The 21960-nt window shown below is 61.7% G+C and carries 21 protein-coding genes; 6 read left to right on the top strand and 15 right to left on the bottom strand.

Going from position 1 to position 21960, the window contains the following annotated elements; translation table 11 throughout:
• Nucleotides 1–106 precede the first annotated feature (106 nt).
• Nucleotides 107–802 carry an AAA family ATPase gene (locus tag AC2YI2_RS12805; RefSeq protein ID WP_487386865.1) on the top strand — a complete coding sequence of 232 codons (696 nt, stop codon included), beginning with the start codon at nt 107–109 and terminating at the stop codon, nt 800–802.
• A 38-nt stretch (nt 803–840) separates the two neighbouring features.
• Here the strand turns inward: AC2YI2_RS12805 and AC2YI2_RS12810 are convergent, their stop codons facing one another.
• The 6 genes from AC2YI2_RS12810 to AC2YI2_RS12835 all read right to left on the bottom strand — a co-directional run bounded on the left by AC2YI2_RS12810 (nt 841) and on the right by AC2YI2_RS12835 (nt 8329).
• Nucleotides 841–2583 (bottom strand): chemotaxis protein, encoded by a 1743-nt coding sequence (locus tag AC2YI2_RS12810; RefSeq protein WP_487386866.1) that lies wholly within the window; start codon nt 2581–2583, stop codon nt 841–843.
• Nucleotides 2584–2807: 224 nt separating this feature from the next.
• Nucleotides 2808–3464 (bottom strand): hypothetical protein, encoded by a 657-nt coding sequence (locus tag AC2YI2_RS12815; RefSeq protein ID WP_487386867.1) that lies wholly within the window; start codon nt 3462–3464, stop codon nt 2808–2810.
• Nucleotide 3465: 1 nt separating this feature from the next.
• Complete coding sequence (locus tag AC2YI2_RS12820; RefSeq protein ID WP_487386868.1) at nt 3466–4926, bottom strand: aspartate aminotransferase family protein; 1461 nt, start codon at nt 4924–4926, stop codon at nt 3466–3468.
• Between the two features lie 3 nt (nt 4927–4929).
• Nucleotides 4930–5580, bottom strand: coding sequence for a class II aldolase/adducin family protein (locus AC2YI2_RS12825; RefSeq protein ID WP_487386869.1), 651 nt, complete (start codon nt 5578–5580; stop codon nt 4930–4932).
• Nucleotides 5573–7171 carry a xylulokinase gene (locus AC2YI2_RS12830; protein WP_487386870.1) on the bottom strand — a complete coding sequence of 533 codons (1599 nt, stop codon included), beginning with the start codon at nt 7169–7171 and terminating at the stop codon, nt 5573–5575. Before AC2YI2_RS12830 ends, AC2YI2_RS12825 begins: the two co-directional genes overlap by 8 nt.
• Nucleotides 7172–7288: 117 nt before the next feature.
• Nucleotides 7289–8329, bottom strand: coding sequence for an AraC family transcriptional regulator (locus tag AC2YI2_RS12835; RefSeq protein WP_487386871.1), 1041 nt, complete (start codon nt 8327–8329; stop codon nt 7289–7291).
• A 263-nt stretch (nt 8330–8592) separates the two neighbouring features.
• On the opposite strand from AC2YI2_RS12835, the gene AC2YI2_RS12840 reads away from it, so the two are divergent.
• Nucleotides 8593–9723 (top strand): MFS transporter, encoded by a 1131-nt coding sequence (locus tag AC2YI2_RS12840; RefSeq protein ID WP_487386872.1) that lies wholly within the window; start codon nt 8593–8595, stop codon nt 9721–9723.
• Between the two features lie 61 nt (nt 9724–9784).
• On the opposite strand, the gene AC2YI2_RS12845 is transcribed toward AC2YI2_RS12840, so the two are convergent.
• From AC2YI2_RS12845 to AC2YI2_RS12870, 6 genes are all read right to left on the bottom strand, one after another.
• The gene (locus tag AC2YI2_RS12845; protein WP_487386873.1) at nt 9785–10783 is read right to left on the bottom strand and encodes an AraC family transcriptional regulator; all 999 of its coding nucleotides are present in this window, start codon (nt 10781–10783) and stop codon (nt 9785–9787) included.
• 88 nt (nt 10784–10871) lie between these two features.
• A complete protein-coding gene (locus AC2YI2_RS12850; protein WP_487387237.1) occupies nt 10872–11642 on the bottom strand; it encodes an SDR family NAD(P)-dependent oxidoreductase in 771 nt (256 codons plus the stop codon).
• Nucleotides 11639–12634, bottom strand: a complete 996-nt coding sequence (locus tag AC2YI2_RS12855) for an ABC transporter permease (protein ID WP_487386874.1) — start codon at nt 12632–12634, stop codon at nt 11639–11641. The genes AC2YI2_RS12850 and AC2YI2_RS12855 overlap by 4 nt, the downstream gene beginning before the upstream one ends.
• 221 nt (nt 12635–12855) lie before the next feature.
• Entirely contained in the window at nt 12856–13896 is a 1041-nt protein-coding gene (locus tag AC2YI2_RS12860) for a sugar ABC transporter substrate-binding protein (protein ID WP_487386875.1), read from the bottom strand.
• 35 nt (nt 13897–13931) lie between these two features.
• Nucleotides 13932–14699: an ATP-binding cassette domain-containing protein gene (locus tag AC2YI2_RS12865; RefSeq protein WP_487386876.1), complete on the bottom strand. Its 768-nt coding sequence runs from the start codon at nt 14697–14699 to the stop codon at nt 13932–13934.
• Complete coding sequence (locus AC2YI2_RS12870; RefSeq protein ID WP_487386877.1) at nt 14696–15835, bottom strand: ROK family transcriptional regulator; 1140 nt, start codon at nt 15833–15835, stop codon at nt 14696–14698. Before AC2YI2_RS12870 ends, AC2YI2_RS12865 begins: the two co-directional genes overlap by 4 nt.
• 28 nt (nt 15836–15863) lie before the next feature.
• Between AC2YI2_RS12870 and AC2YI2_RS12875 the strand changes: the two genes are divergently transcribed.
• Entirely contained in the window at nt 15864–15989 is a 126-nt protein-coding gene (locus tag AC2YI2_RS12875; protein ID WP_487386878.1) for a hypothetical protein, read from the top strand.
• A 127-nt stretch (nt 15990–16116) separates the two neighbouring features.
• Here the strand turns inward: AC2YI2_RS12875 and AC2YI2_RS12880 are convergent, their stop codons facing one another.
• The 3 genes from AC2YI2_RS12880 to AC2YI2_RS12890 all read right to left on the bottom strand — a co-directional run bounded on the left by AC2YI2_RS12880 (nt 16117) and on the right by AC2YI2_RS12890 (nt 18662).
• Nucleotides 16117–16839, bottom strand: a complete 723-nt coding sequence (locus AC2YI2_RS12880; RefSeq protein WP_487386879.1) for a FadR/GntR family transcriptional regulator — start codon at nt 16837–16839, stop codon at nt 16117–16119.
• Nucleotides 16840–16908: 69 nt separating this feature from the next.
• The gene (locus AC2YI2_RS12885; RefSeq protein ID WP_487386880.1) at nt 16909–17907 is read right to left on the bottom strand and encodes an ABC transporter permease; all 999 of its coding nucleotides are present in this window, start codon (nt 17905–17907) and stop codon (nt 16909–16911) included.
• A 14-nt stretch (nt 17908–17921) separates the two neighbouring features.
• Nucleotides 17922–18662 carry an ATP-binding cassette domain-containing protein gene (locus AC2YI2_RS12890; protein WP_487386881.1) on the bottom strand — a complete coding sequence of 247 codons (741 nt, stop codon included), beginning with the start codon at nt 18660–18662 and terminating at the stop codon, nt 17922–17924.
• A 141-nt stretch (nt 18663–18803) separates the two neighbouring features.
• On the opposite strand from AC2YI2_RS12890, the gene AC2YI2_RS12895 reads away from it, so the two are divergent.
• From AC2YI2_RS12895 to AC2YI2_RS12905, 3 genes are all read left to right on the top strand, one after another.
• Nucleotides 18804–19784 carry an NAD-dependent epimerase/dehydratase family protein gene (locus AC2YI2_RS12895; RefSeq protein WP_487386882.1) on the top strand — a complete coding sequence of 327 codons (981 nt, stop codon included), beginning with the start codon at nt 18804–18806 and terminating at the stop codon, nt 19782–19784.
• A 63-nt stretch (nt 19785–19847) separates the two neighbouring features.
• Entirely contained in the window at nt 19848–20843 is a 996-nt protein-coding gene (locus AC2YI2_RS12900) for a substrate-binding domain-containing protein (RefSeq protein ID WP_487386883.1), read from the top strand.
• Between the two features lie 136 nt (nt 20844–20979).
• Nucleotides 20980–21933, top strand: a complete 954-nt coding sequence (locus AC2YI2_RS12905) for a sugar-binding protein (RefSeq protein ID WP_487387238.1) — start codon at nt 20980–20982, stop codon at nt 21931–21933.
• Nucleotides 21934–21960 lie beyond the last annotated feature (27 nt).

Genomic DNA, 21960 nt, shown 5'->3' on the forward strand with positions numbered 1-21960 from the left:
ATAGCGATTTTCACTCTTTGTTAACCATAAATCGGCACGATATCCACAATTCAGCATTGTGCATGTGACGGGCCGGGGACAGCCTGAAACAGCCATCGGGGGCCTCATGGCGGTCATTACTTTCGCAAACACCAAAGGCGGCGCGGGGAAGACTACGGCTCTGCTCCTGCTCGCCACCGAACTGATCCGCCGCGGCAACCGCGTTTGCGTGGTCGATACCGATCCGCAGCGCTGGATCAGCCGCTGGTTCGAGGGGGCGAATTCGCGTCAGGACCAGGTGACGGTAGCCACCTACGTCAATGCCAACACCTTGCAGCGCACGGTCGAGTCCTATGCACCGCACTATGACTATGTGCTGGTGGATCTGCCGGGCGCGCAATCGCCGCTGCTTGCCACGGCTATCGGCCTTTCAAAGCACATCCTGATTCCGATCCAGGGCAGTTCGATGGATGCCCAGGGTGGCGCGCAGGTCCTCGAGATCCTGTCCTATCTCAATTATCGCGCGAATATCGTGATCCCGCATTCGGTGGTCCTGTCGCGGGTCAATTCCATGGTCACGACGCGCTCGATGCTGGCCGTCAAGGGATTGCTGGCCCAGCGTTCGGTCCATGTGCTGAGCACGCCAATTATCGAGCGCGCCGCCTTCCGCGACATGTTCGACTTCAAGACCTTTCTGCATCTCATGGATCCTGAGAAGGTTTCCAACCTCGACAAGGCCATCGCCAATGCCTCGGCCTATGCCGACGAGGTCCTGCATCTCGTGGGTCAGTCGAAGGGTGCGCAGAGACATCGCGCTGCGTAGACCGCGCCTCGAGGGCTCAGGCGTTACGAGCCTTGATCCTAGAACAGAGCAGACAGCACGTCGTCGTCATCATCGACGCTATTGGTGGTGCTTGTGGGTTGCGTCGCCGAAGCAACCTCCGTCGCTGTGAAGAAGCGCTGATGGATGCTGCGCTCCTGCGCCATCGTATAAGTCTTGAAGATTTTCGCCGACAGGATGTCGATTGCGTCGCAGCCCGCGGGCATTGGCGCCGCGACGCCGGCATCCTCGATCGCCGCAATCTTCAGGCAGTCGTCGAGGACATCGCCGAGATCGCTTCTGAAATCGAGCTTGCGAATGGCCGTCTCGATGCATTCGAAGACGGCATTGCCCTTGCCGGAGAGTGCTTCCAGGCCAACCGACATCTCATCTGCCACCTTGTCGACCGCAAAGCGGGCCATTTCGAGCGGCTCGTCGATGCCGTTGCCTTTTTGGGCATTGTCCGATGTCAGCAGATTCTTGGCAGCTTCGATTTCCTGCATCTGCAGCACGATGCCTTCGGCCGGTCCTTCCAGCTTGTCGGCGAAGATGCGCAATTCGCCGCTTGCCACATTCACCGAACGGCCGGCATCGCCGAGCCGTGTGCAGGCGAGGTTGGAATTGAGCGCCATGTAGAAGATATCGAGCTTGATCTTGCGGATCGTCGCGATGCCCGAGATCAGCACCTGGGTCGATTCACCGACGCTGGCAACCACGTGATCGAGTTCCCGGGTGCGTTCGCTGACCTTGACCGAGAGGTTGGCGGCCTGCGTGAGGTCGTCCCGCATGCCCTCGAGAATATTGTCCTCGGAAGGTCGGCCATGGCCAGCAAGGTCGTCGCGCAGCGACAGGACCTGGCTCGCATCCACCGTGAAACTCGCGATATTGGCGGAAATGCTGGCGCATTTCGTATGCAGTTCATCGACGCTCTCTTCGAGCTGCGCGCGGGCGAGGCCGGATATCGTCTTTTCGAGTTCCGAGATGATTTCGCCGTCGATCGACTTGGCATCCTCGGAGGCTTTGAAATTGTGGAGGGCTTCGAACATCGACATGACATGCTCGATGCGCTGGCGTGTGGCATCGCCGATCTGCAAAGCAGAAAGGACCATGGCGATCTTGCCTTGGATGGAGCCCGTGATCTGCTTGAGCTGGGAAGCCGAGGCCGCCATGCGCTTCTGCTGCTCGGCAAGCGCCACCGAGCTGCGGTCCATGTTGCCCACCAGCTGCGGAATGGCCGAGGCAAAATCCTTGATGACGCCGGCAGAGCTCGTATTGGCTGTTCTAAGGCGGTTGCGCATGGCAACCAACTGATCGCCGAAGCGACTGATCTCTTCCGAGACCGTCTGGATGCGCTCGCGGATTTCGTCGGCGAAGCCCGAAAATTCCGGGATGCTGGCACCGGTGATCTTCACGGTAACGGCGATCGTGCGGAGGTAGCGGATGATCTCCCGCATGTCCTCGACGCGTATGTGGACGGTGTCGCAGAGGCCGGAAATCTTGGTAAGCTCGACCTGCTTGCGATCGGCGATCTCGGGCAGTCCAGCGAGGTCACTGACCACCGTCTTCATGCCTGCGAACACCTGATTGGTCGCCTTGGGGTCGAGCAGGTTGACGATGCCGTCGAGGATTTCGGTCAGGCTGCTGACCGCTTCCATCACGGCAATCAGGACGTTGCCGCCATCCAGGAACGATTGCTCGATACGAGCCTGCGCTACCGCAAGCCTACCGACAAGCGTGGCGCCTGTCGCAGACGATCCTGTTTCAATTCTGAACGGTCTTGTCATTCTTATCCCCGCAGTTCCCACGAGAAACCTACCGGGGATTGTCCAACGGGACGTAAACGACCTGAGATTCCTGTCGGTAAGGTTTGCAAATCATTGCGATTTGGATGTGAGAACTGGCGCTCGGAAGATCGACCTCCAAGATCCGTCATCCAAGGCCTGTGCATCATGGTCGGCAAGGTCATTCTCCCGCCGCGTTCAAAACGGGTCGGGAAGCCCGCGGCCGATCAGTAGCCAGCCTTCATGACGGCGCGCTCACCGCGCAGGTGGCGGGCAGCGGCGTCCTTCTGGTCCTTCCTCAAGCGTCCATTGGCGACGAATTTGATGAGCCAGGGGATGCGCTTCACCTGTTGTGATGCGCAATGCGCCAACACGAAACTCTCCGCGCATTTTTCGAGAATTTCGATATTCGGCATCAAGCGCTCGAGTCCCATGCCGAGGCAGAGCGAGGTATCGTCAAGGCAATAGGCGTTGGCGCCAGTCGCCAGTGCGGGAATGGTCTTGTCGTCAGTCGAGCGCATCGCGACACGCGCCACCGCGACGCCGAGATGACGAACCTGTTCGTCGAACACCGCGGGCAGCGAGATATTCAACCGAGCGAGAGCGTGGGTCCATTTGAACGCACCGGCAGCAATGGCGCCCACATCGGGTCGGGCCGCATAAATGCGGTGATGAAGTCCCGTGCGCGCACCTGACAGACTTGCATGGACGAAGGCCAACGGCGCCTGCTGCTTGGAAGGTAAGATCACGCTGACGAAAGCGTTCTGTTCCGGAATGCGCTGTGAGAGGACGTCGCCCGCAGTCAGAAGGCCTTTGTCGGCCAGACGTCGAGCAGCTTGCCCCAGTGCGCCTTCAACTTCTTCCCTGCCTTTACCAGCGGTCATGTCACACCAGCTTGAAGACGGATTCGAAGCGGTTCAACGCATCGTCGATCACCTCGTCGGTGTCGGCCATGCTGGTGTAGATGCGGCTGCCGCCGACGGTCAGGATGCCGTGTGCCAGATAGGCGGCCCCCATCTCCTCCATCAGATGCCTGCGGGCATGGACCTCACGCAACAGTTTGATCGGGTTGCGCATGCTCATCAGCAGCAGCGCTGAGGTCTGCAGGTGAACGATCGAACCCAGATTGTAGACGACATAGGGAAGGCCGAGGCGATCCATGATCTCCTTCAGTCCCATGGCGAGCCGGTCTCCGGCGCGGCCGGCGATGACGGCGGCATTGGTGCGCGCCATTTCCTCGATCGCGTAGTATCCCGCTACACAGGAGAGCGGGTTGGCCGAGAGCGTGCCGCCGACGAAGGCACGCTTGGTGCCGGAACCGATGCCACCGGCCAATGTCATCATTACACTCTTAGGGCCGCCGATGCCGCCCGCCATCAGATAGCCGCCGGTGATGCATTTGCCGAAGACAGTCAGGTCCGGCTTGATGTTGAAATAGCCCTGGGCGCCGCCCATGCCGACGCGGAAGCCGGTGACGACTTCGTCGAAGATCAGGAGCGCGCCGAACTCGTCGCAGAGTTTGCGGACCTCGGCGTTGTATTCCGGTGTTACCGGCCGCGTGCCGCTCTCCGGGCCCAGGGGTTCAACGATGACGGCGGCGGTTCCGCCGCGGAAGCGGTTGAGCGATAGCTTGCGGCGCAGTGTGCCGAGTTCGTTCGGGAAGACTTCCTGGGTCTTGCCGGTGGAACCGCGCGGAATTCCGGCCGCTTCGCGTCGCCCGGTCCCGGGCACGCGCAGGCCGTAGACGACCTGGTCGCTCCAACCGTGATAGCCGCCGCCGACCTTGATAACCCATTTCTTGCCGGTGTGAGCCCGGGCGAGGCGGATCGCACCCATGACCGCCTCCGTGCCGGAGCCCAGCATGCGGAACATCTCGATATTGGGCATGTGGTGACGGATGAGTTCGGCGAGCTTGAACTCATATTCGTGGAGCATGCCGGTCACCGGGCCGCATTCGTCGATCACCTGATGCGCCTTCTCGCGCACAGGCAGGTAATTGGAGCCGAGAAGGGTCGGCCCGCCGGCCTGAAGAAAGTCGATATATCGGTTACCATCGGCGTCCCACATATAGGCGCCGTCGACCTTCGTCATGCCGAGGGGGAAAGGGTAGTTGAAGGCGAGATTGTGCTGGACGCCTCCTGGGATCACCTCTGCGGCGCGCTTGGCCCAGGCTTTCGACGTCGGGCACTTCTTCTCGAAGTAATCGAGCACGCCGGGCATCGCGTCTTTGCGGATTCCACGGAGGGGCTGCTTGATCAGGGCATTCAACCGATCCATCAGGTCCTTGTTGTCGGGCCACTGGCTGATGGCATAGGCGGGTTCGGTGGGGCGGGGGGTCATGTTCATGTCTCAGGCTCCCTGTGTCATGGCCGTATCCAGCGTCTCGGCGATCATCTGCCGGATTGCGTTGTCGGCTGGGGCGTTTCGTTCGATGCGTTTGCGAAGATGGATGGCGGCGGCGGCTTCGATCCGGCGGACCATGTCTGTGGCACCTTCAAGGCTTGCTACGGTGCAGATAACGCCGTGGCTGGCGAGGAGATAGGCGAAGACATCCGGCTTGAGCGCCTTGCCGAGCGCCTTGACCAGCATGCCGGTGCCGGAAGGGCGGTAGGGGATGAGGCCGACATGGCGACCAAGCTCCGGAGGGCTGCCGTCAGGCCAGGGCAGCGTCTCGTGCAGAAGGGCGACGGCGCTGGCGATCGGCTGATGCGTGTGGATGCTGGCACGCCGTTCGGGATAGGCCCTCAGCATCCGCTGATGCAGGCCTTTTTCGACCGAGGGTTTCTTCTCGCCCTCGACCTGTTCCAGCGTATCGAGCTGGAGGATAACCACATCCTCGGCCCTCATCGCCTCATAATCGGTCGCGGTCGGGGTGACGGCGAAATGCCTGTCATCGAGGCGCAGTCCAATATTGCCGCCAGTGCCGGCGAGGTAGCCTTGGTCGGAAAGGCGGCGGCACATGTCGGCGATCTCTTGCCGCTCGGTCAGGAAGCTAACCATCGACGCTGCCCTTCCCGCTGTTGAGGCGCCGATAGAGCGGGGCGAGCCGCTTGTGGAGCTCCGTGAACGTGCCGAAGAGGTCGTCGTAGAGTGGGCGGTTGGCCCGGTTCGGCTCGTAGCAGTGCTCGACCTCAACAAGATCAGGCACATTCTCGAAGCGCAGGAGGCCGAGGCCGACGGCGCCGATAAAGGCCGCGCCCCTGGCATTGGCCTTGACCGGGTCTCTGAGCTGGCGGATCCGGACATCGAGCACATCGGCGAAGATCTGGCACCACGCGCCGGACATTGCCCCGCCGCCGATCATGGCGAGCTGCTCGATCCTGCGGCCGAGGAATCCGCCGACCGGCTTCATCATCCATCGAGTATTGAGCGCCACGCCTTCGAAGACCGCGCGAACCAGTGTTTCCCGGTTGTGTTCCATGCTGAGATTGAAGATGCCGGCCCGGAGCGATCGATCATCAACGGGCGAACGCTCGCCGAACAGCCAGGGCAGATAGATCGCGCCCTCGGCGCCCGCTGGCACGCGGGCGGCGATCTCGTCGAGGATACGGTAGGTGTCGATCGAGGGCTCGGCGTCGATCAGCCCATCCTTGTGGAAGACGATACGGTCCTTGAGGAAGGCGATGTTGGATGCCCCGCTCGATTGCATCGCCATCATCAGGTATTTCGACGGTACTGCACAGGGTATGGCAGCGATCTGGGTCAGGACATTGGTCTTCTTGAAGGGCACATGCGCCGCGATCCAGGACGATGAGCCCATATAGAGATGGGGGTCATAGTCGGCTTGGGTGCCAGCGCCGATCGCGGCGGCAGTGTTGTCGATGGCGCCGGCGACCACTTGCGTCGTGGGAGGCAGGCCGAGAGCCTCCGCGACCGAGGGCAGCAATGTACCGATGACGTCGGTGCATCGCACAAGGTCGGGGAATTTCTCCCGGTCGATGCCGCTCATCGCGATCAGGGCGTCGTCATAACGGATGTTGTCGACGTCACGGTTGTCGGTCACCCAGGAGGTGAGGATCGAATCCTGCGTCGCGCAGAAGCGGCCGGTGAGGCGCAGGTTGAAGAAGTCGAGAACATTGAGGAATTTGTAGGTCCGGGCATAGATATCGGGGAAGGCGTCACGGATCAGCAGCATGTGGCCGGCCGGGTCCTTGCCGGAAAGGGCCGGTGCACCACCACAAAACCTTATCCATTTCTGTAGCTTCAGCGGATCATAGCCCGCAACTTTCAGGCCGCCGCGCATTTCGCGCTTGAGATAGCGCGCACCACGCATATCGAGCCAGATCACTGCGTTCATCAACGGCTTGCCGTCGCGGTCGACGGCGATCGTGCCTTCGCCCTGGGTGGAGCAGCAGATGCCGACTATGCTCGAAACCGGCGCGGCATTCTGGCCGAGCACCTCGCGGGCCGCATCGAGAAAGGCTGTCCACCAATCCTCGGGGTTCTGCTCGGCGCCGATCTTGTCGACCACCATCAACTGGACCGGCCGGAACGCCCAGGCTGCCACCTTGCCCGCGAGCGAGACGAGCCCGACCTTGCAACCGCTCGTGCCGAGGTCGATTGCCAGGATATGTGGCTCTGATGCCGTCATTGATCGCGCAATCCCGGTGTCATGGCTCGCAGACACCCTCCCAAGCTCGTTTGCCCATGATGAGGTCTAGCCGAGTAAGCGCAAGCTCATAAGCGGCAAAGCCGTCCCAAATGGGGTCTATTTCGGCCAAACGGCTGACATATCCTTGCGTAGCGCACCCGGCGTAGAGCCCGTCCAGCGCCGGAAGGCGCGGCGGAAATTGTGCGGGTCGGTGAAGCCGACGGCGAAGGCGATCTGCTCGACCGATATTTGTGGATTGGCGAGAAGTTCGAGCGCTCGGTTCTTCTTGAGGCCATCGAGAAGCCCATGAAACGAGACGTCGCTTTCAGCGAGGCGGCGGCGCAACGTCCGCTCGCTCATCCCGAGTTCGCGCGCAACCCTGGCGATGGGAAAGTGGTCGCTGAGCTTCGGCCGCAGCACGCGTTCCACGGATTCGATGATCTCCGCAGCCTCCCGCGAGCGGGCGCGGTTGAAGGCGAGGAACTCGAGGAGCTGCCGATGGCCGAATGGATCGGCTGTTTTCAGGGGCTGCCGATACCAGGCGGGATCGAAGACGAAGGCGTTTTCCAACCGGCCAAAGCGGATTTCTGAACCGAAGACGCGGTTGTACTCATCGGCGTGAGGCGGCGGCGGATAGGCGAGGTCGATCCGAAGTGGCTTGAATGCATCGCCGGCAAGGGCGAGGCCGATGCCCATGAAGCTGGCAAAGGCCTCCTCGACGAGGAAGAGATAGATCTCGGGATCATTGAAGCGGCTGGTCGCGGTCACTGCGACACCTGCCTCGGAGGCTCGCATGTCGAATTCCAGCATGCTGCCAGTGTCCTTCTGCAGCTCGAGGCCAAGCCGCACAGCGTCGCCTACGGTGCCTGCCGTCAGCATTGCATAGCCGACCAGGCCGACAGAGGTGATCTTCTCGCGGATGCCGGTTTCGAGGCCAAGTGCCTTGCCCTTCGCCATTCTCATGGCGCGGAGAATGACGTCCCGCCCCTGGCGGAAGGAAACACGGCAGGTCGGATCGGCAAGATCGTCCATTGTGACGCCGAGCCCGACCAGCAGTCGTTTCGCATCCAGGCCCATTTCATCGAGCGCCGCGGCGAGGCTGCGGATCAGGAAGGCCGGAATATTGGCGGTCACATAGCGTGCGTCGACTGGCTTCACATGACCCCTCTCTGCATCCTCGTTGCATGTCGATGTAGCGCCCTGAGGCCGTTGTCTTCAAGGCCTTCGTAGCACCGAGCTCATGGATGACGAACGCCGCGGTCTTGCGTATAGCGGAAAGTTTGGCCGGAATTGACACCATCGCGGCCCCGTTGTCCCTTGTGGGAAAACGGGTGCGGTCTATGCTTTCGGTCTGCCGTCGCAGGCGGCAACGAACGAGATGGCCGCCAGACCAACCGGGGAGCGGCTGCTAGGGGAATTGGATGATCTGGTGGATTGTGGCCCTCAGCGCCGCCTATGCGGTCGCGCTCAATGGCACGATGGTGATGCCGGTCGTGGTTCTGTCGATGAGCAAGCTCGCGGGTTATGACGAGGGCCTCGCCACCATTGTCGCCAGCGCCGAACTGGCGGGCATAGCGCTCTACGGCATTTTTCTGCCTGGGCTTGCCAAGAAATCCTGGAAGACCGTGGCCATTGCAGGGCTTATCGCCGTTGCGGCTGGTGAGGCGGCGAGCTTTTGGCTGCATTCGCCCTGGGCGCTGGCCGGAGCGCGGCTCGCGACCGGGCTCGGTGAAGGCGCAGTGTTCAGCCTCGTCTGCATGCATCTCGCATCGCTCGCCAATGCCGAGCGCCTCTGGGGCGCGATCAGCCTGGTCGGTGGTACGGCCATGGGACTGCTTCTCTTCGTTGTTTCCTTGATGAGGGTGCAGCCGGATAGTGCGCCAGTGTTCCTCGCAATCGCCGCATTCACTGTGATCATGGCGCCGTTCCTGCTTTTCCTGTCACGACGCCCTGCGACCATGCCGACCGCGTCGGAACAGTCGCGGCTCGACCGCGGCAAGATGCTGCTGACGATGGTCGTCGTCTTTCTCGTCTACGCCGTGCAGGCGGCGCAGTGGGCGATCTGCGGCTATGTCGGCGAACGGGTGGGCTTGAGTGGCGGCGAGGTGGGCTTCTATCTCGCAGTCTCCTCTCTGCTCGGCTTCGTCGGCGCTATCGTGCCGTCGATGACGCGGGAACGGTCGATGCGGCTGCCGTCCGTGCTGTTCGGGTTCCTCGTGATGGCGGTTGCGATCTATTTCCTGTTCAACATCTTCACAGCCTTCGTGTTCGTGACGACGCAGGTTTTCGTCAATATCGGCTTCTATATCGTCACGCCTTTCCTCACGGGCCTGTTGACGGAGAATGATGCGGATGGGTCTCTGATGTCGCGCACGCTGGTCGTGGCCATCGTCGGTGCAACGGTGGGGACCGGGGTCGCCGGCCCAGTTCTCGTCGCCACCAGTGCCTCGGTTTTCGCCTGGACATGCCTGCTGCCGCTGCTGCTCGCGGCGGTGCTCGGTACGGTCGTTTTCGGCCACCTGCACCGGAGTGGATCCGCCGCGCGGGGCTGACGGGATCACCACCAAGCTCTTCAGGCCGGAGCCGGTTGCGCGCGACGGTGCTTGATCGCTCTCAGCCTGCCCCTTGCTGCCGCCACGCGCCGGGCGACACGCCAAAGGCGCGCGTGAAGGCGCGATTGAAGGCGGCCTCGGAGCTATAATTGGCTTCGATTGCGATGTTGGCGATCGAGTCGGAGGTGTTCCTGAGTTTTGTGCTGGCCAGATAAAGCCGCCAATCCCGGAGATATTTCATCGGAGACGTATCAAGCGCCGTCTGGAACCGCTCAATCAGGCCGCTGCGGGAAATCGCCGAGATGGATGCGAGTTCCTGCAAGGTCCATTCCCGATGCGGCTCGCGATGGATCGCGTTGAGGCAGCGCGAAAGTGCAACGTCCGACATGACCGGGAAGGTCTGGACGAGGTTCCTTTCGGCGTCCGACATCTGGTGGCGCAGCACCTCGATCAGGGTCACTTCGGTCAGCCGCTCGATCATCGACGCGCTTCCGGGGCGGGGTTCGTCGACCTCGTGGATGATCTGCTGCACCATGGTTGAGAGCCAGGTGAGCTGTGCCTGGCCGGTCGTCCGGATATGGATGAGCTTTGGAAGCACGCGTTGCAGCGGCGCGAAATCGAGCACCTCGCAATGTAGGTAGCCACAGAGCAGGCGGACGAGATCCGGCCCCTCGCCATAATGCAGCACCGGCGTTCGCGCCCAGGGCTTCTGCGGCAGATCGCCGGTCGGGAGGATCAGCCGCCCGGCTTCGCCTGCGCCGAGTTGATGGCCGGTGCCGAAGGGGAAGACGACGATGTCGCCGGCGTGAAGAATAGCCTCTTGGCCCTCGATCTTCAGCCAGCAGGTGCCCGCGGCCATGATATGAAATGGCATGACGCCGCTATTCGAGGTGGAAAGCTTTGCCAACGACGGCTTGGCATCGGTCTGCCACTTACCCGTCGGCATGAAGCAGAATTGCATCGAACCCGTCAGCCGGACCGACTGAAGCACGCTCGCCAGCAGGTCGACATAGGTTTCGTCGCCGCCCTTCTCGATCAAGCGTGATGCACTTCCCGTCAAGGACGTCTTGCCTCCGCACTCCTGTTCCTTGTCATGACGTTTTACAGCAAGGGTTCGAATATGCGGAATCCGAGCGACAGGTCTCTGATCAGGGCGGCTGCAGCCTGAAATCCGCACCCTCCGGCAGCAGTTGACCGCCATCGACGACGATCGTCGTGCCGGTGATATAGCTCGCATCGTCGGAGGCGAGGAAAAGGAAGGCATTGGCGACGTCGCGTGGGCTACCCAGCCGGCCGAGCGGGATTGCGTTTTCCATGTTCTTGATGAAGGCGTCGCCGCGATGGAGTTGGATCGCCTCCGTCAGGATATTGCCGGGCTCAACGCCGTTGACGTTGATGCCGTAGCCGGAGAATTCCAGCGCCGCCGAACGGATGAAGCCGTTGATGCCAGCCTTGGTCGCGGAATAGTGGCCATGACCCGGGCTGGTGACATGCGGGCCTGTGATCGAAGAGGTGAAGAGGATGCGGCCTGACTGCTGCTTCTTCATCTGCGGCAGGGCGGCGCGGGCGGCGTTGAAACAGCCGCGCAGATTGACGCCCATGACGCGGTCCCAATCCTCGGGGCTGGTATTCTCGATCAACTGCCAGGGATAGATGCCGGCATTCTGGACGATGATATCGAGCCGGCCGAAGCGTTCGATGGTGCATTCGACCGCCGCAACCGCGTCGTCCATCCGCGCGATGTCAGTATGCACAAAGGGGGCGCCGAGTTCATCCGCGGTGGACTTGCCGCCCTCGGCATCGAAATCGGCGAGCACGAGTTTGGCACCCTCTTCGACGTACCGGACCGCAATCGCCTTGCCGATGCCGCGCGAGGCTCCAATGACCAGCGCCACCTTGTTTTCCAGTCTTCCCATTATGCGAGCCTCTGGCGCAGTCTTTGCTTGAACGTGTCGAGAAGGACGGCCGCGAGCACCAGGAAGCCGTGAATGACCTGGGTGAAATTGGCGGGCAGGCCCATGAGATTGATCGCTGTGTTGATCGAGGAAAGCAGCAGTACGCCGGCATAGACGCCGGGCAGTGCGCCGACACCGCCCTTGAGGCTGACGCCGCCGATCACGACAGCGGCGAAGGCGTTGAACAGCAGGCCGACACCGAGATTGGCCGTTGCGCCTGAGGTGCGGATGGCGAGCAGCCAGCCGGCGAGGCCGGCAATTGCACCCGCCAGCACGAAAGCGATGATCAGGTTGCGGGTAACGCGGATGCCGGCGCGGAAGGTCGCGGTCTCATTGCCGCCGATCATGACGAGATGCCGGCCAAAGGGCGTCTTCGCCATGATGACGGAGAAGATCAGGAAGCACGAGATCGCGATCCAGGCCGTGAGCGGTATGCCGAGGAAGCGCTCGATCGCGAACCAGCGGATGGCGGGCGCCAGATCCTGCGCGGAGCGGCCGCCGGATACAGCGAGCACGATGCCGCGCACCCAGATGAAAGAGGCGAGTGTGATGATGAATGCGCTCATCTTGAGCTTGACGATAAGCACACCGTTGAACAGGCCGATCAATCCTCCGACGGCGCAGGCGACCAGCAGCGAGGCCGGCACCATCAGCCATTCGGGCGAGAGCTTAATGCCCAGCCCGATGCCGGCCGAGCAGAACAGGATGCCGACCGCCATGGCTGACAAAGCAGCGACGGATTCGACCGAGAGATCCATATGGCCGGCGATGATCACCAGCGCGAGCCCGATCGACATCACACCGAGTACGCTCGAGGCTTCGATGATGTTGGCGAAGATGCCGAGCTGGAAATAGTTCGGGATTGTCGCCGAGAATATGGCGAGCACGAGGATCAGCATGAACCAGACGAGGTTGTCGAGGACGAATTCAAGGATTTTGCGCGTGCGTGGCGTCATGCGGGAGAGTCCCGTTGTTTGGATGTCAAGTCTGGGGCGAAGGCCCCTCCCCAATCCTCCCCACAAGGGGGAGGGCTTAACCCGGCTGCGCCGTTGATCCCACAATCACCACTGCAGAGATCCGCAGCGCTGACTGGGGGCACCGCAGGCGCCGCGGGTTGGCCCCTCCCCCTTGTGGGGAGGGGTTTCGGGGCGGGGTCCTGTCAAGACGCAGTCGGCCCTTACGGCACCGACTTCACTTCCGCTGTCGGCGGCTTGAGGTTGCCCCAGAAGGCCGGGTTGTCGACATTGTCCTTGGTGATCGCGGCGCCGGGGATCTTGATGTTCGGGCCCCAGGCTTCGATCGTCACGGTGCTCTTCAGCCCGAGCACGTCGTATTCGCCAGCCTTGATCTCCTGCTTGCCGGCGATCTTGTCCATGAACATGGCAACCGCCGCGGCCTGGGCGTAAAGCGGCTGCTCGACTTCGGTGTTCAGCCAACCCTTGCGGATCAGGTCGAGGCCGACGGGTGCGCCGTTCGAGCTCATCAGCATGACATCGCCCGGCTTCTTGCCGGCGGCCTCGAGCGAGGCGACGGCAGCGACCGACAGATGAGCTGCGTGCAGGAAGATCAGGTCGATGTCAGGATTGGCGAGCATCTGGTCGGAGACGATTGTGCCGGCATTGCTGGCCTCCCACTGCATGGCGGGCACCGAAATGATAGTGACGCCAGAGAAGGCCTTCATCTTCTCCTCGAAGCCCTTCTGGATGTCGAGCGTATAGGGATCGCCGGGGTCGCCGAGGACTTGAAGAATCTTGCCCTTCACATCGCCATTCCTGGCCTTGAGCATGGCCTGGGCCTGCTCGGCGGCGACATAGCCGATCTCGATCGTGCCGGCCACCGAGGTGAAGTCCGACATGGTCGACGTGATCTGGCGGTCGAATTCGACCACCGGGATGCCGGCAGCCCGCGCTGCCTCGATCGAGGGTTTCAGCGCATTGAAATCGACGGCAGCAAGGATGATCGCCGCGGGTTTCAACGCAATCACGTCATTCATCTGCGATTGCTGCGCGTCGGTCTTGTTGTCGGCATTGAGCGTCTTCATCTCATAGCCGGTCTGCTTCAGGAACATTTCGAGCGCGCTGACCGAACCGGTCTGGAACTCATCGAGCAGCGTCGGCACGAGATAATAGACCGTTCCCTTGGACTGGGCGGCGACCGTCGTGAGCATGGCGAGGCCGAGCACCAGAACGCTCAGCAGAGATAGCAATATTCGCTTCATGATCGTTCTCTCCAGTTTGCCGGACCCCTTATCGTCTAGTTCCCCACCGGTCCGGCGCCGGCGAGGGTTTGCCCGGTGATCATCTCGATGACCGCGTCCGGGCTTGTTTTTGATCTCTCGACATCGCCGGCCACCACGCCGTGGCGGATGACGACGATGCGGTCAGCGACCTGAAAGGCCTGCTGCATGATGTGAGTGATAATGACGACGCCGATGCCCTGGCTCGCGACATGACGGATCATGTCGAGGCCGCGGCGGGTCTGCTCGACGCCGAGCGCCGCGAAAGGTTCGTCGAGCAGGACCAGTTTGCCGCCCCAGTGGACGAAACGGTTGAGCTCGATTGCCTGGCGTTGGCCGCCCGAGAGATGCTCGACCTTGGTGCGCAGCGAGGGAATGCGCGTGCCTGCATTGGCCAGCGCCTTTGCCACGACGGATTCCATCGCACGTTCGTCGAGGAAGGGCACGCCGGCAATCTTGCGGACGATCTCTCGGCCCATGAAGAAGTTGGCGACGACGTCGACATTGGTGCAGAGCGACAGGTCCTGGTAGACCGTCTCGATGCCGGCTGCCTTGGCTTCCGCGGGTGTCCTCGCCTCGAATTCCTTGCCTTCGAACAGCATGCGGCCGGAGGTCGGTTGCAGGCCGCCGGAGATGATCTTCACCAGTGTCGACTTGCCGGCGCCATTGTCGCCGAGCAGCGCCACGACTTCGCCCTTGCCGATCGAAAAGCTGATACCCTTGAGCGCTTCGATGGCGCCGAAATTCTTCTTGATGTCGTCGAGGACGAGCAGTTTTTCCGTCATTCGGCAGCCCCTCTTTCTGCAGTCTCGAACATCTGGCCGAAGCGCGGCGACAGCACGCCGAAAACGGCGAGTGCGGCGGCACCCCGTAGCGCCGAATGCTGGCAGTCGCTCGCCACGACCACACGCGGATGGGTGCGGTTGGCGCGGGCAGCGATGGAATTCGTCAATCCGGCGCTCAGCGTTGCGAGTTGGTCGATCAGAGTCTGCGGCGCGAGGCCGCCGATCACGACGGTTTGCGGATCAAAGAGGTTCTCGATCGTGCGGATGGCGTTGTTGAAGATCGGCGCGACCTCTCCGACCCATTCCGCTTCGGGCAGGCCTCGCCGATGGAAGGCATCGAGGGAAAGATAGCGTTCGAGGCAGCCGCGATTGCCGCAGGGGCAGGGCTCGCCGTCGGGCACGGCCGGGATATGGCCGATTTCGCCGGCATTGCCCCAGGCGCCGCGGATCACCGAGCCATCATGCATCATGACACCGCCGAGACCGACGCTGAAGAAGAGGTAATAGTAATCCGAAAACTGCTGGCCAAGGCCGTAGAGCTGTTCGCCGAGCGCGGCGGCGGCCATGTCGTTTTCCATGAAGGCGGGCAGAGCAGTCGCGTCCGCAAGCCGCTGGCGGATGTCGATATTCTTCCAGCCGCTCATGGTGGTCGGGCCGACAAAGCTCATGGATTCGACGTCGAACGGACCTGGCAGTGCGATCCCCGCGCCGAGCAGACGGCCTGGCCGACGGCTTGCCTTGAGCTCGGCGACCATCTCTCCGATTAATCCAAACGCTTCGTCCGGCATCGCGTTCGGGGCATCGCGGTGCCTGGATTCGATAACGTCGCCGCGGAGATTGACGAGTGCAGTTTCGATGCCGAGTGGAGTGAGGTGGATGCCGAGCGCATATCCACCCTCGGGATTGATGGTGAGTGCGGAAGGCGGGATACCCCGACCCTTGGGTTTCTCGCGCACCGAAAGGACCAGTTCCTGATCTTCGAGTTCGCGGACGATCGTAGACACGGTCTGGACGGTGAGGCCGACGCGTTCGGCGATGTCGCTGCGCGTCGTCGGACCATTCAGGCGGATCGATTCGAGCACGATCCGCCGGTTGTACGGTCTTCCCGATTCCTGATTGGTACCACGCAACGTCATGTCAACGGTCCTCGGAATTGAGGGCAGATTGGCATCGACCTTTGATTTAGTCAAATGGTTTTCAAAAAAGAATCCGGCAAAGCCTTCGGTGCCTTTCTACCTGGCAGGCGATGCACTCGATTTCGACCTTGCAATCACCATCATGGAAGATTGAACGCAGGAGCGGCCGGCGGATAGGCGCCGAAGTCGTCGATAGATCTTGCTGTCGCTCCGGGCGTCCGCGGGATCGTCGCGCCAGACGCCGACCCGGGTTTCGTTTCGCCTGAAAGGCTCGGGCGGCCTCAGTTCCGCCGGATCATTGCGTCGGTATCGGCAAGCAGGTTGCGCACCGCCTGCCGCGCGGCCTCCGGCTTCTGCAGCCTGATCTGTTCCTCGATCGCCGCATGCAGTTCCTGCGCATAGCGAAGGCTGTTGGCCTCGCGGGTGACATAGACGAACAGGTTGTTAAGCGCAGATTCGATGAGCGTTCCGAGCGGGATGAGCAACTCGTTATGCGTGGCCTTCAAGATCGCCAGGTGGAACTGCGTGTCGGAGCGCGTGCGGTCGGAGAGGGTTGGTGCATTGCCCATGCCGTTGAGCGCCCGGGTGATTTCCGCCATCTCCTCTTCGGTGCGCCGTTCGGCAGCGAGCGCCGCCGCCTCGGGTTCGATGATGTAGCGGAATTCCTGGACGGTCCGGAGGAAGCCCATCGCATCGGGCGCACTCGCATACCAGCTCAGCACGTCGCGATCGAGCAGGTTCCAGCGGTCACGGCTTTCGACCCAGGTCCCAACCTTGGGGCGGGAACTCAAGAGGCCCTTGGCCATCAGGATCTTGATCGCCTCGCGAACGGCGGAGCGGCTGACGCCGAAATACTCGCCCCACTGGGCCTCGTTGGGCAGGCTTCCGCCTTCGGGAAAATCGCCGCGGACGATCCGCGAACCGATCTCATGGGCGACCGAGTGATGGACGCTCGTGCCGACAAGCCGCTGCCCTCCGGACATTGCCCTGAGAATCGGCTCCATAAGAGTCGTCCTGGATTGGGTACCAGCACGGAATAGAGGCTTGTCGTTCGTCATTTCAGTTGGCGGGCTTCATTCGTCTTGCTGTCGGTTTGCACGGATACGGTCAAAAGCCACTGCCAGTACAATGAAGCTGCCTACGAACGCACCCTGCCAGAAAGTACTTATCCCCAAGAGAGTCAAGCTGTTGCGGATAATTTCGATGAGGGCGGCGCCGACGACCGAGCCAAAGACTGTGCCCGCTCCGCCCATAAGGTTGGCTCCGCCGATGACGGCTGCGGCGATGACGCTCAGTTCCATCGACTGGCCGAGATTGGTGGTGACGCCGCCGAGCCAGCCGGCTTCGAGCACGCCTGCGATGCCCGCAAACAGAGCGGAAAACATATATACGCTGATCTTGAGGCGGCGCACGGCGATGCCGGTGAGGACGGCCGCCCTCTCGTTGCTGCCGATGGCGAAGACATGGCAGCCCCAGCGGGTCCAGCTCAGGAGCAGCGACGTCATGATCGCGAAGAGCACGAGCGCGATCACCGGATTTGCGATACCCGCCGTCGAACCGCCGCCGAGCCAGAACAGCAGCTTCTCGTCCGGGCCGAACTGGTAGATCATCTTGTTCTGGGACAGAACCATCGCGGCGCTTCGTGCCACCGACAGCATGCCGAGCGTCACGACGAAGGGCGGGATGCGGACATAGGCGATCAGGGCGCCATTGATCGCGCCGACAAACAGCGATACCGCGAGCGCCGCGATGGCTGAAAGCCAGAGGGGATATTCGGCGTTCATGCAGATGGCGAGCACCATCGCCGACAGACAGAGCACGGAGCCGACCGAGAGGTCGATACCACCCGAGATGATCACCACCGTCATGCCGAGCGCGATGATTGCGACGAAAGCGAAATTGCGGGTGACGTTGAACAGGTTCTGCGGCGTCGCGAATGTGTCGGTCAGGATGCTCAGCGCGATGCAGGCCAGCAAGGCCGCGATGAACACCCAGAATTCCGGCTTCGAGAGCAGCAGCGAGAGCGGCGTGTGCGTCTGCCGGTCGATGGCTTTTTCGATATCCAGTGCCATATGCGTCGCCTCCCTTAAGCCCGTTCGATCGCGCCGGTGATGAGACCGGTGATCTCTTCCGGCGACGTGTCCGACGTCTTCTTCTCGGCGACCTTGCTGCCGCGACGAAGGACGACGATGCGATCGGCGACCGCGAACACGTCGGGCATGCGGTGACTGATCAACACGACGGCCACCCCCTGGCGCTTCAGTTCTTGGATCAGGTTCAGCACCTCGGCGACTTGGCGCACCGAGATCGCCGCGGTCGGCTCGTCCATCAGCACGATATCGGAGGAGGAAAGCCGGGTGCGGGCGATGGCGACGGCCTGTCGCTGCCCTCCCGACATGTCCTTGACGAGATCCTTCGGCCGCGTTTCGGATTTGAGTTCCTTGAAGAGCTTGCTCGCGACCTCGTTCATGCGGCGATAGTCCATCACCTTGAAGGGCCCGATGCGGCGGGTCAGTTCGCGGCCAAGGAAGACGTTGACCGCGGCCGTGAGATTATTGCAGAGCGCGAGATCCTGATAGACGATCTCGATCCCATGTTCGCGCGCCTCGACCGGTCGATGGAAGGTCACTTCCTTCTCCGCCATGAAGATGCGGCCGTGCGAAGGCCGGAAATTTCCGGCGATGATCTTCACGAGCGTCGACTTGCCGGCGCCGTTGTCGCCCATCAAGCCGAGCACCTCACCTTTCTCGATCGTGACTGAAAAATCATTGAGCGCTTGTATCGCACCGAAATGCTTCGAGATCTGTTCAAGTCTCAGAACCGACATTCACTCCCTCCCTCTCCCGAGGCGAGTTAGGACCGAAAATTTCCGAAGCGTCAATAGCTGGACAAAACATATAAAATGATTTATCGGACAAATAGTACTTTTGATGAGTGACGTACCTCATGGGGTGCGTTGGGAGGTAGAATGCGCATCCTGGTAACCGGCGCGACTGGCAAGGTCGGGCAGGCATTGATTTCGGCTGTCCTTAGGGATCCGGATCATGCCGGCACCGAAATCCGTGCGCTTTGCCACAACCGGACGCTGGCCGAGAATGATCGGCTGAAGGTCGTGCGCGGTTCGATCGAGGACCGGGATATCTGCCGTTCCGCGCTTGAGGGCGTCACCCACGTTGTTCACCTGGCCACCTGCAAGGAAGTGCCTGAAACGGTCATGGACGTGACCGTCAAAGGCCTGTTCTGGCTGCTCGAAGAATTCCGCCAAAGCTCTGACGCGCGTCGCTTCGTCCTGATCGGCGGCGATGCCGGCGTCGGCCATTTCTTCCACAAGCATCCGGCCCCGATCACCGAGGATGCGCCGCATATGGCCTATCCGGGCTGCTACGCGCTGTCCAAGGTACTGGAAGAGGTGATGGTGCAGCAGTTCGGCGTCCAATACGGCATCGACTGGTGCTGCCTTCGTGCACCCTGGATCATGGAGAAAGATGACTTCAAGGCGACCCTTTCCTTTGGTCTGGATCTCTTTGGCGGCCCAGACTGGTCGGCCATGGTTGGTCCGGAGAAGGCTGAGGCATGCCGGGCGAATGGCACGATCCCGCTGCTTCGCGATGCGGATGGCGCGCCGCTCAAGCGCAATTTCGTCCATGTCGACGACTTGGTCGCGGCGATCCTCAAGGCGCTCGATGCGCCGCGGGCCTGCCAGCGCCTCTACAATATCGCAATGGACGAGCCGGTGGATTACGCCGAAGTCACGCGCTATCTCGCGCGGACCCGCGGTCTGCCGTCGATCGACATCAAAAGCCAATATGTCAGCAACTGGTTGGACAATAACCGCGCCAAGTTCGAGCTCGGCTGGCGCCCGCGTTACGACCTCGAGAGGTTGATCGAATCTTCCTGGACCTACCAGCGCGCCGCGGACGATCCGCGACACATCTGGTATCCGGGTTGAATGGCTGGGGCCAGAGGCTCCGGCAAGCATGCACCGTCGCAAATCGAATTTTGGGAGGAATTCATGAGAAAGCTACTAACTGCTACGCTTGCACTCGCGGCCTTGTCGCTGATGGCCACGACAGCGCTCAGCGCTGACAAGAAGGTTCTGGCCATCGTGGTCAAGGGCCTGGACAACCCTTTCTTCGAGCAGATCAATCTCGGCTGCCAGAAGTGGAACAAGGAGAATGCGAGCTCGGAGTATGAGTGCCTTTACACAGGTCCGGCATCGAGCGCCGACGAAGCCGGTGAAGTTCAGATTGTGGAGGATCTTCTGAACCGTTCTGACGTCGTTGCGATCGCCATCTCGCCCTCCAATGCGCCGCTGATGGCCAACTTGCTCAAGAAGGTCCAACCCAAGATCCCGGTCATGACCATCGACGCCGACCTCTCGAAGGACGATGCCGGCCTGCGCAAGACCTATCTCGGCACGGACAACTACCTGATGGGCGTCAAGTTCGCCGAGCACCTCAAGAAGCTGAAGCCGGAAGGCGGCACTGTGTGCCTGCAACTCGGCAACGTCGCGGCCGACAACATCAATGCTCGTGCGGCCGGAACGCGCGACACGTTGTCAGGCACCAAGGGTGTTGAGCGCCTAAAGGGTGAAGGCGGCTGGACCGAGATCGATAGCTGCCCGGTCTTCACCAATGACCAGATCGACCTCGCCAACCAGCAGATGGCGGATACCTTTACCGCCAATCCCGATCTCACGGCCTTCATGCTGATCGGCGGCTGGGCGCAGTTTGCACCGCAGGCCTACGCTCAGGTTACAGACCAGGTTATGGACAAGCTGAAGTCCAAGACGCTCGCCATTGTCGCCGGCGACACGCTGCCGCCGCAGATGGAAGCGCTCAAGGCCGGACGCAGCCATGTCCAGGTTGGTCAGCGGCCGTTCGAGATGGGCTATCGCGCGCCGAGCGTGATGATCGACCTGATCGACGGCAAGACCGTGGAGCCGATCATCTACACCGGTCTCGATGAGTGCACCCAGGAGACTGCCGACTCCTGCATCGGCGGCTAACGACTCCTTGGCCGGCCCCGTGCAGCAGGGCCGGCCCTTTTCCAACCCTGACGCCGATGACGACCCTATCCGCCATCGTCGGCGAAGCCATGCCTGAAAACGCGGGGATGGACCCCGCAAGGAGGAAATCATGAAGATGAAACTCGCCATCTCGTCGCTTCTTATCGCCACCGCGATCGCCGTCACCGGCGGCTGGTCCGCCCAGGCGCAGGAAAAGAAGCAGCTCGCTTTCGTCGTCAACGGCGCATCCGATTTCTGGAAGCTCGCCGAGGCCGGTGTTCGCAAGGCGCAGGAGGAACTGCCGAACTACGAGCTCAGCCTCAAATACCCGGAGCAGGCCGCCGCTGCGGTTCAACAGCGGCTGATGGATGACCTCGTCGCCGCCGGTGTCTCGGCCATCATGGTCAGCGCCGTCGATCCGAAATCTTCGACCGACGCGCTCAACCGTATCGGCGGCCAGGTGCCGCTCTTTACCACTGACTCCGACGCGCCGGACACCAACCGCATCGCCTATATCGGTTCGTCCAACACCGATGCCGGCAAGCAAGCAGGTGAGATCGCGCTCAAGGCGTTGCCCAACGGCGGCAAATGCATCGGCTTCGTCGGTCTGCCCGGCGCTGACAATGCGCGCGAGCGTATCGAGGGCATGAAGTCGGTGATCGCGGGCTCCAAGGTCGAGCTCATTGACGTCCGCGGCGACGATATCGACATGACCCGCGCCAAGCGCAATGTCGAGGATGCACTCGCAGCCAATCCCGATATCACCTGCATGGTCGGCTTCTATTCCTACAATCCGCCGCGCATCTATGAAGTGCTGAAGGAGGCCGGCAAGCTGGGCCAGATCACCGTCATCGCCTTCGACGAGGATCCGATCACGCTTGGCGGCGTGCGCGAAGGCACCATCGCCGGCACCGTGGTGCAGCAGCCCTACGAATGGGGCTACCAGGGCATGAAGCTGATGGCGAAATATCTCGAGGGCGACAAGTCCGTCGTCCCTGACAACAAGCTCGTGATCGTTCCGACGGCCATCATCGACAAGTCCAATGTCGATGCATTCGAGGCCGAATTGAAGTCGCGCATCGGCGGCTGAGACCTCGGAGGATACAGGCCGGCAACC

The sequence above is a fragment of the Rhizobium sp. SRI_017 genome (assembly GCF_057586295.1).

Bases quoted from the DNA above. Each gene is read 5' to 3' on its own strand.
- AC2YI2_RS12805 (WP_487386865.1), top strand. From the start codon at position 107: ATGGCGGTCATTACTTTCGCAAACACCAAAGGCGGCGCGGGGAAGACT.
- AC2YI2_RS12810 (WP_487386866.1), bottom strand. From the start codon at position 2,583: ATGACAAGACCGTTCAGAATTGAAACAGGATCGTCTGCGACAGGCGCC.
- AC2YI2_RS12815 (WP_487386867.1), bottom strand. From the start codon at position 3,464: ATGACCGCTGGTAAAGGCAGGGAAGAAGTTGAAGGCGCACTGGGGCAA.
- AC2YI2_RS12820 (WP_487386868.1), bottom strand. From the start codon at position 4,926: ATGAACATGACCCCCCGCCCCACCGAACCCGCCTATGCCATCAGCCAG.
- AC2YI2_RS12825 (WP_487386869.1), bottom strand. From the start codon at position 5,580: ATGGTTAGCTTCCTGACCGAGCGGCAAGAGATCGCCGACATGTGCCGC.
- AC2YI2_RS12830 (WP_487386870.1), bottom strand. From the start codon at position 7,171: ATGACGGCATCAGAGCCACATATCCTGGCAATCGACCTCGGCACGAGC.
- AC2YI2_RS12840 (WP_487386872.1), top strand. From the start codon at position 8,593: ATGATCTGGTGGATTGTGGCCCTCAGCGCCGCCTATGCGGTCGCGCTC.
- AC2YI2_RS12855 (WP_487386874.1), bottom strand. From the start codon at position 12,634: ATGACGCCACGCACGCGCAAAATCCTTGAATTCGTCCTCGACAACCTC.
- AC2YI2_RS12860 (WP_487386875.1), bottom strand. From the start codon at position 13,896: ATGAAGCGAATATTGCTATCTCTGCTGAGCGTTCTGGTGCTCGGCCTC.
- AC2YI2_RS12865 (WP_487386876.1), bottom strand. From the start codon at position 14,699: ATGACGGAAAAACTGCTCGTCCTCGACGACATCAAGAAGAATTTCGGC.
- AC2YI2_RS12870 (WP_487386877.1), bottom strand. From the start codon at position 15,835: ATGACGTTGCGTGGTACCAATCAGGAATCGGGAAGACCGTACAACCGG.
- AC2YI2_RS12880 (WP_487386879.1), bottom strand. From the start codon at position 16,839: ATGGAGCCGATTCTCAGGGCAATGTCCGGAGGGCAGCGGCTTGTCGGC.
- AC2YI2_RS12885 (WP_487386880.1), bottom strand. From the start codon at position 17,907: ATGGCACTGGATATCGAAAAAGCCATCGACCGGCAGACGCACACGCCG.
- AC2YI2_RS12890 (WP_487386881.1), bottom strand. From the start codon at position 18,662: ATGTCGGTTCTGAGACTTGAACAGATCTCGAAGCATTTCGGTGCGATA.
- AC2YI2_RS12895 (WP_487386882.1), top strand. From the start codon at position 18,804: ATGCGCATCCTGGTAACCGGCGCGACTGGCAAGGTCGGGCAGGCATTG.
- AC2YI2_RS12900 (WP_487386883.1), top strand. From the start codon at position 19,848: ATGAGAAAGCTACTAACTGCTACGCTTGCACTCGCGGCCTTGTCGCTG.
- AC2YI2_RS12905 (WP_487387238.1), top strand. From the start codon at position 20,980: ATGAAACTCGCCATCTCGTCGCTTCTTATCGCCACCGCGATCGCCGTC.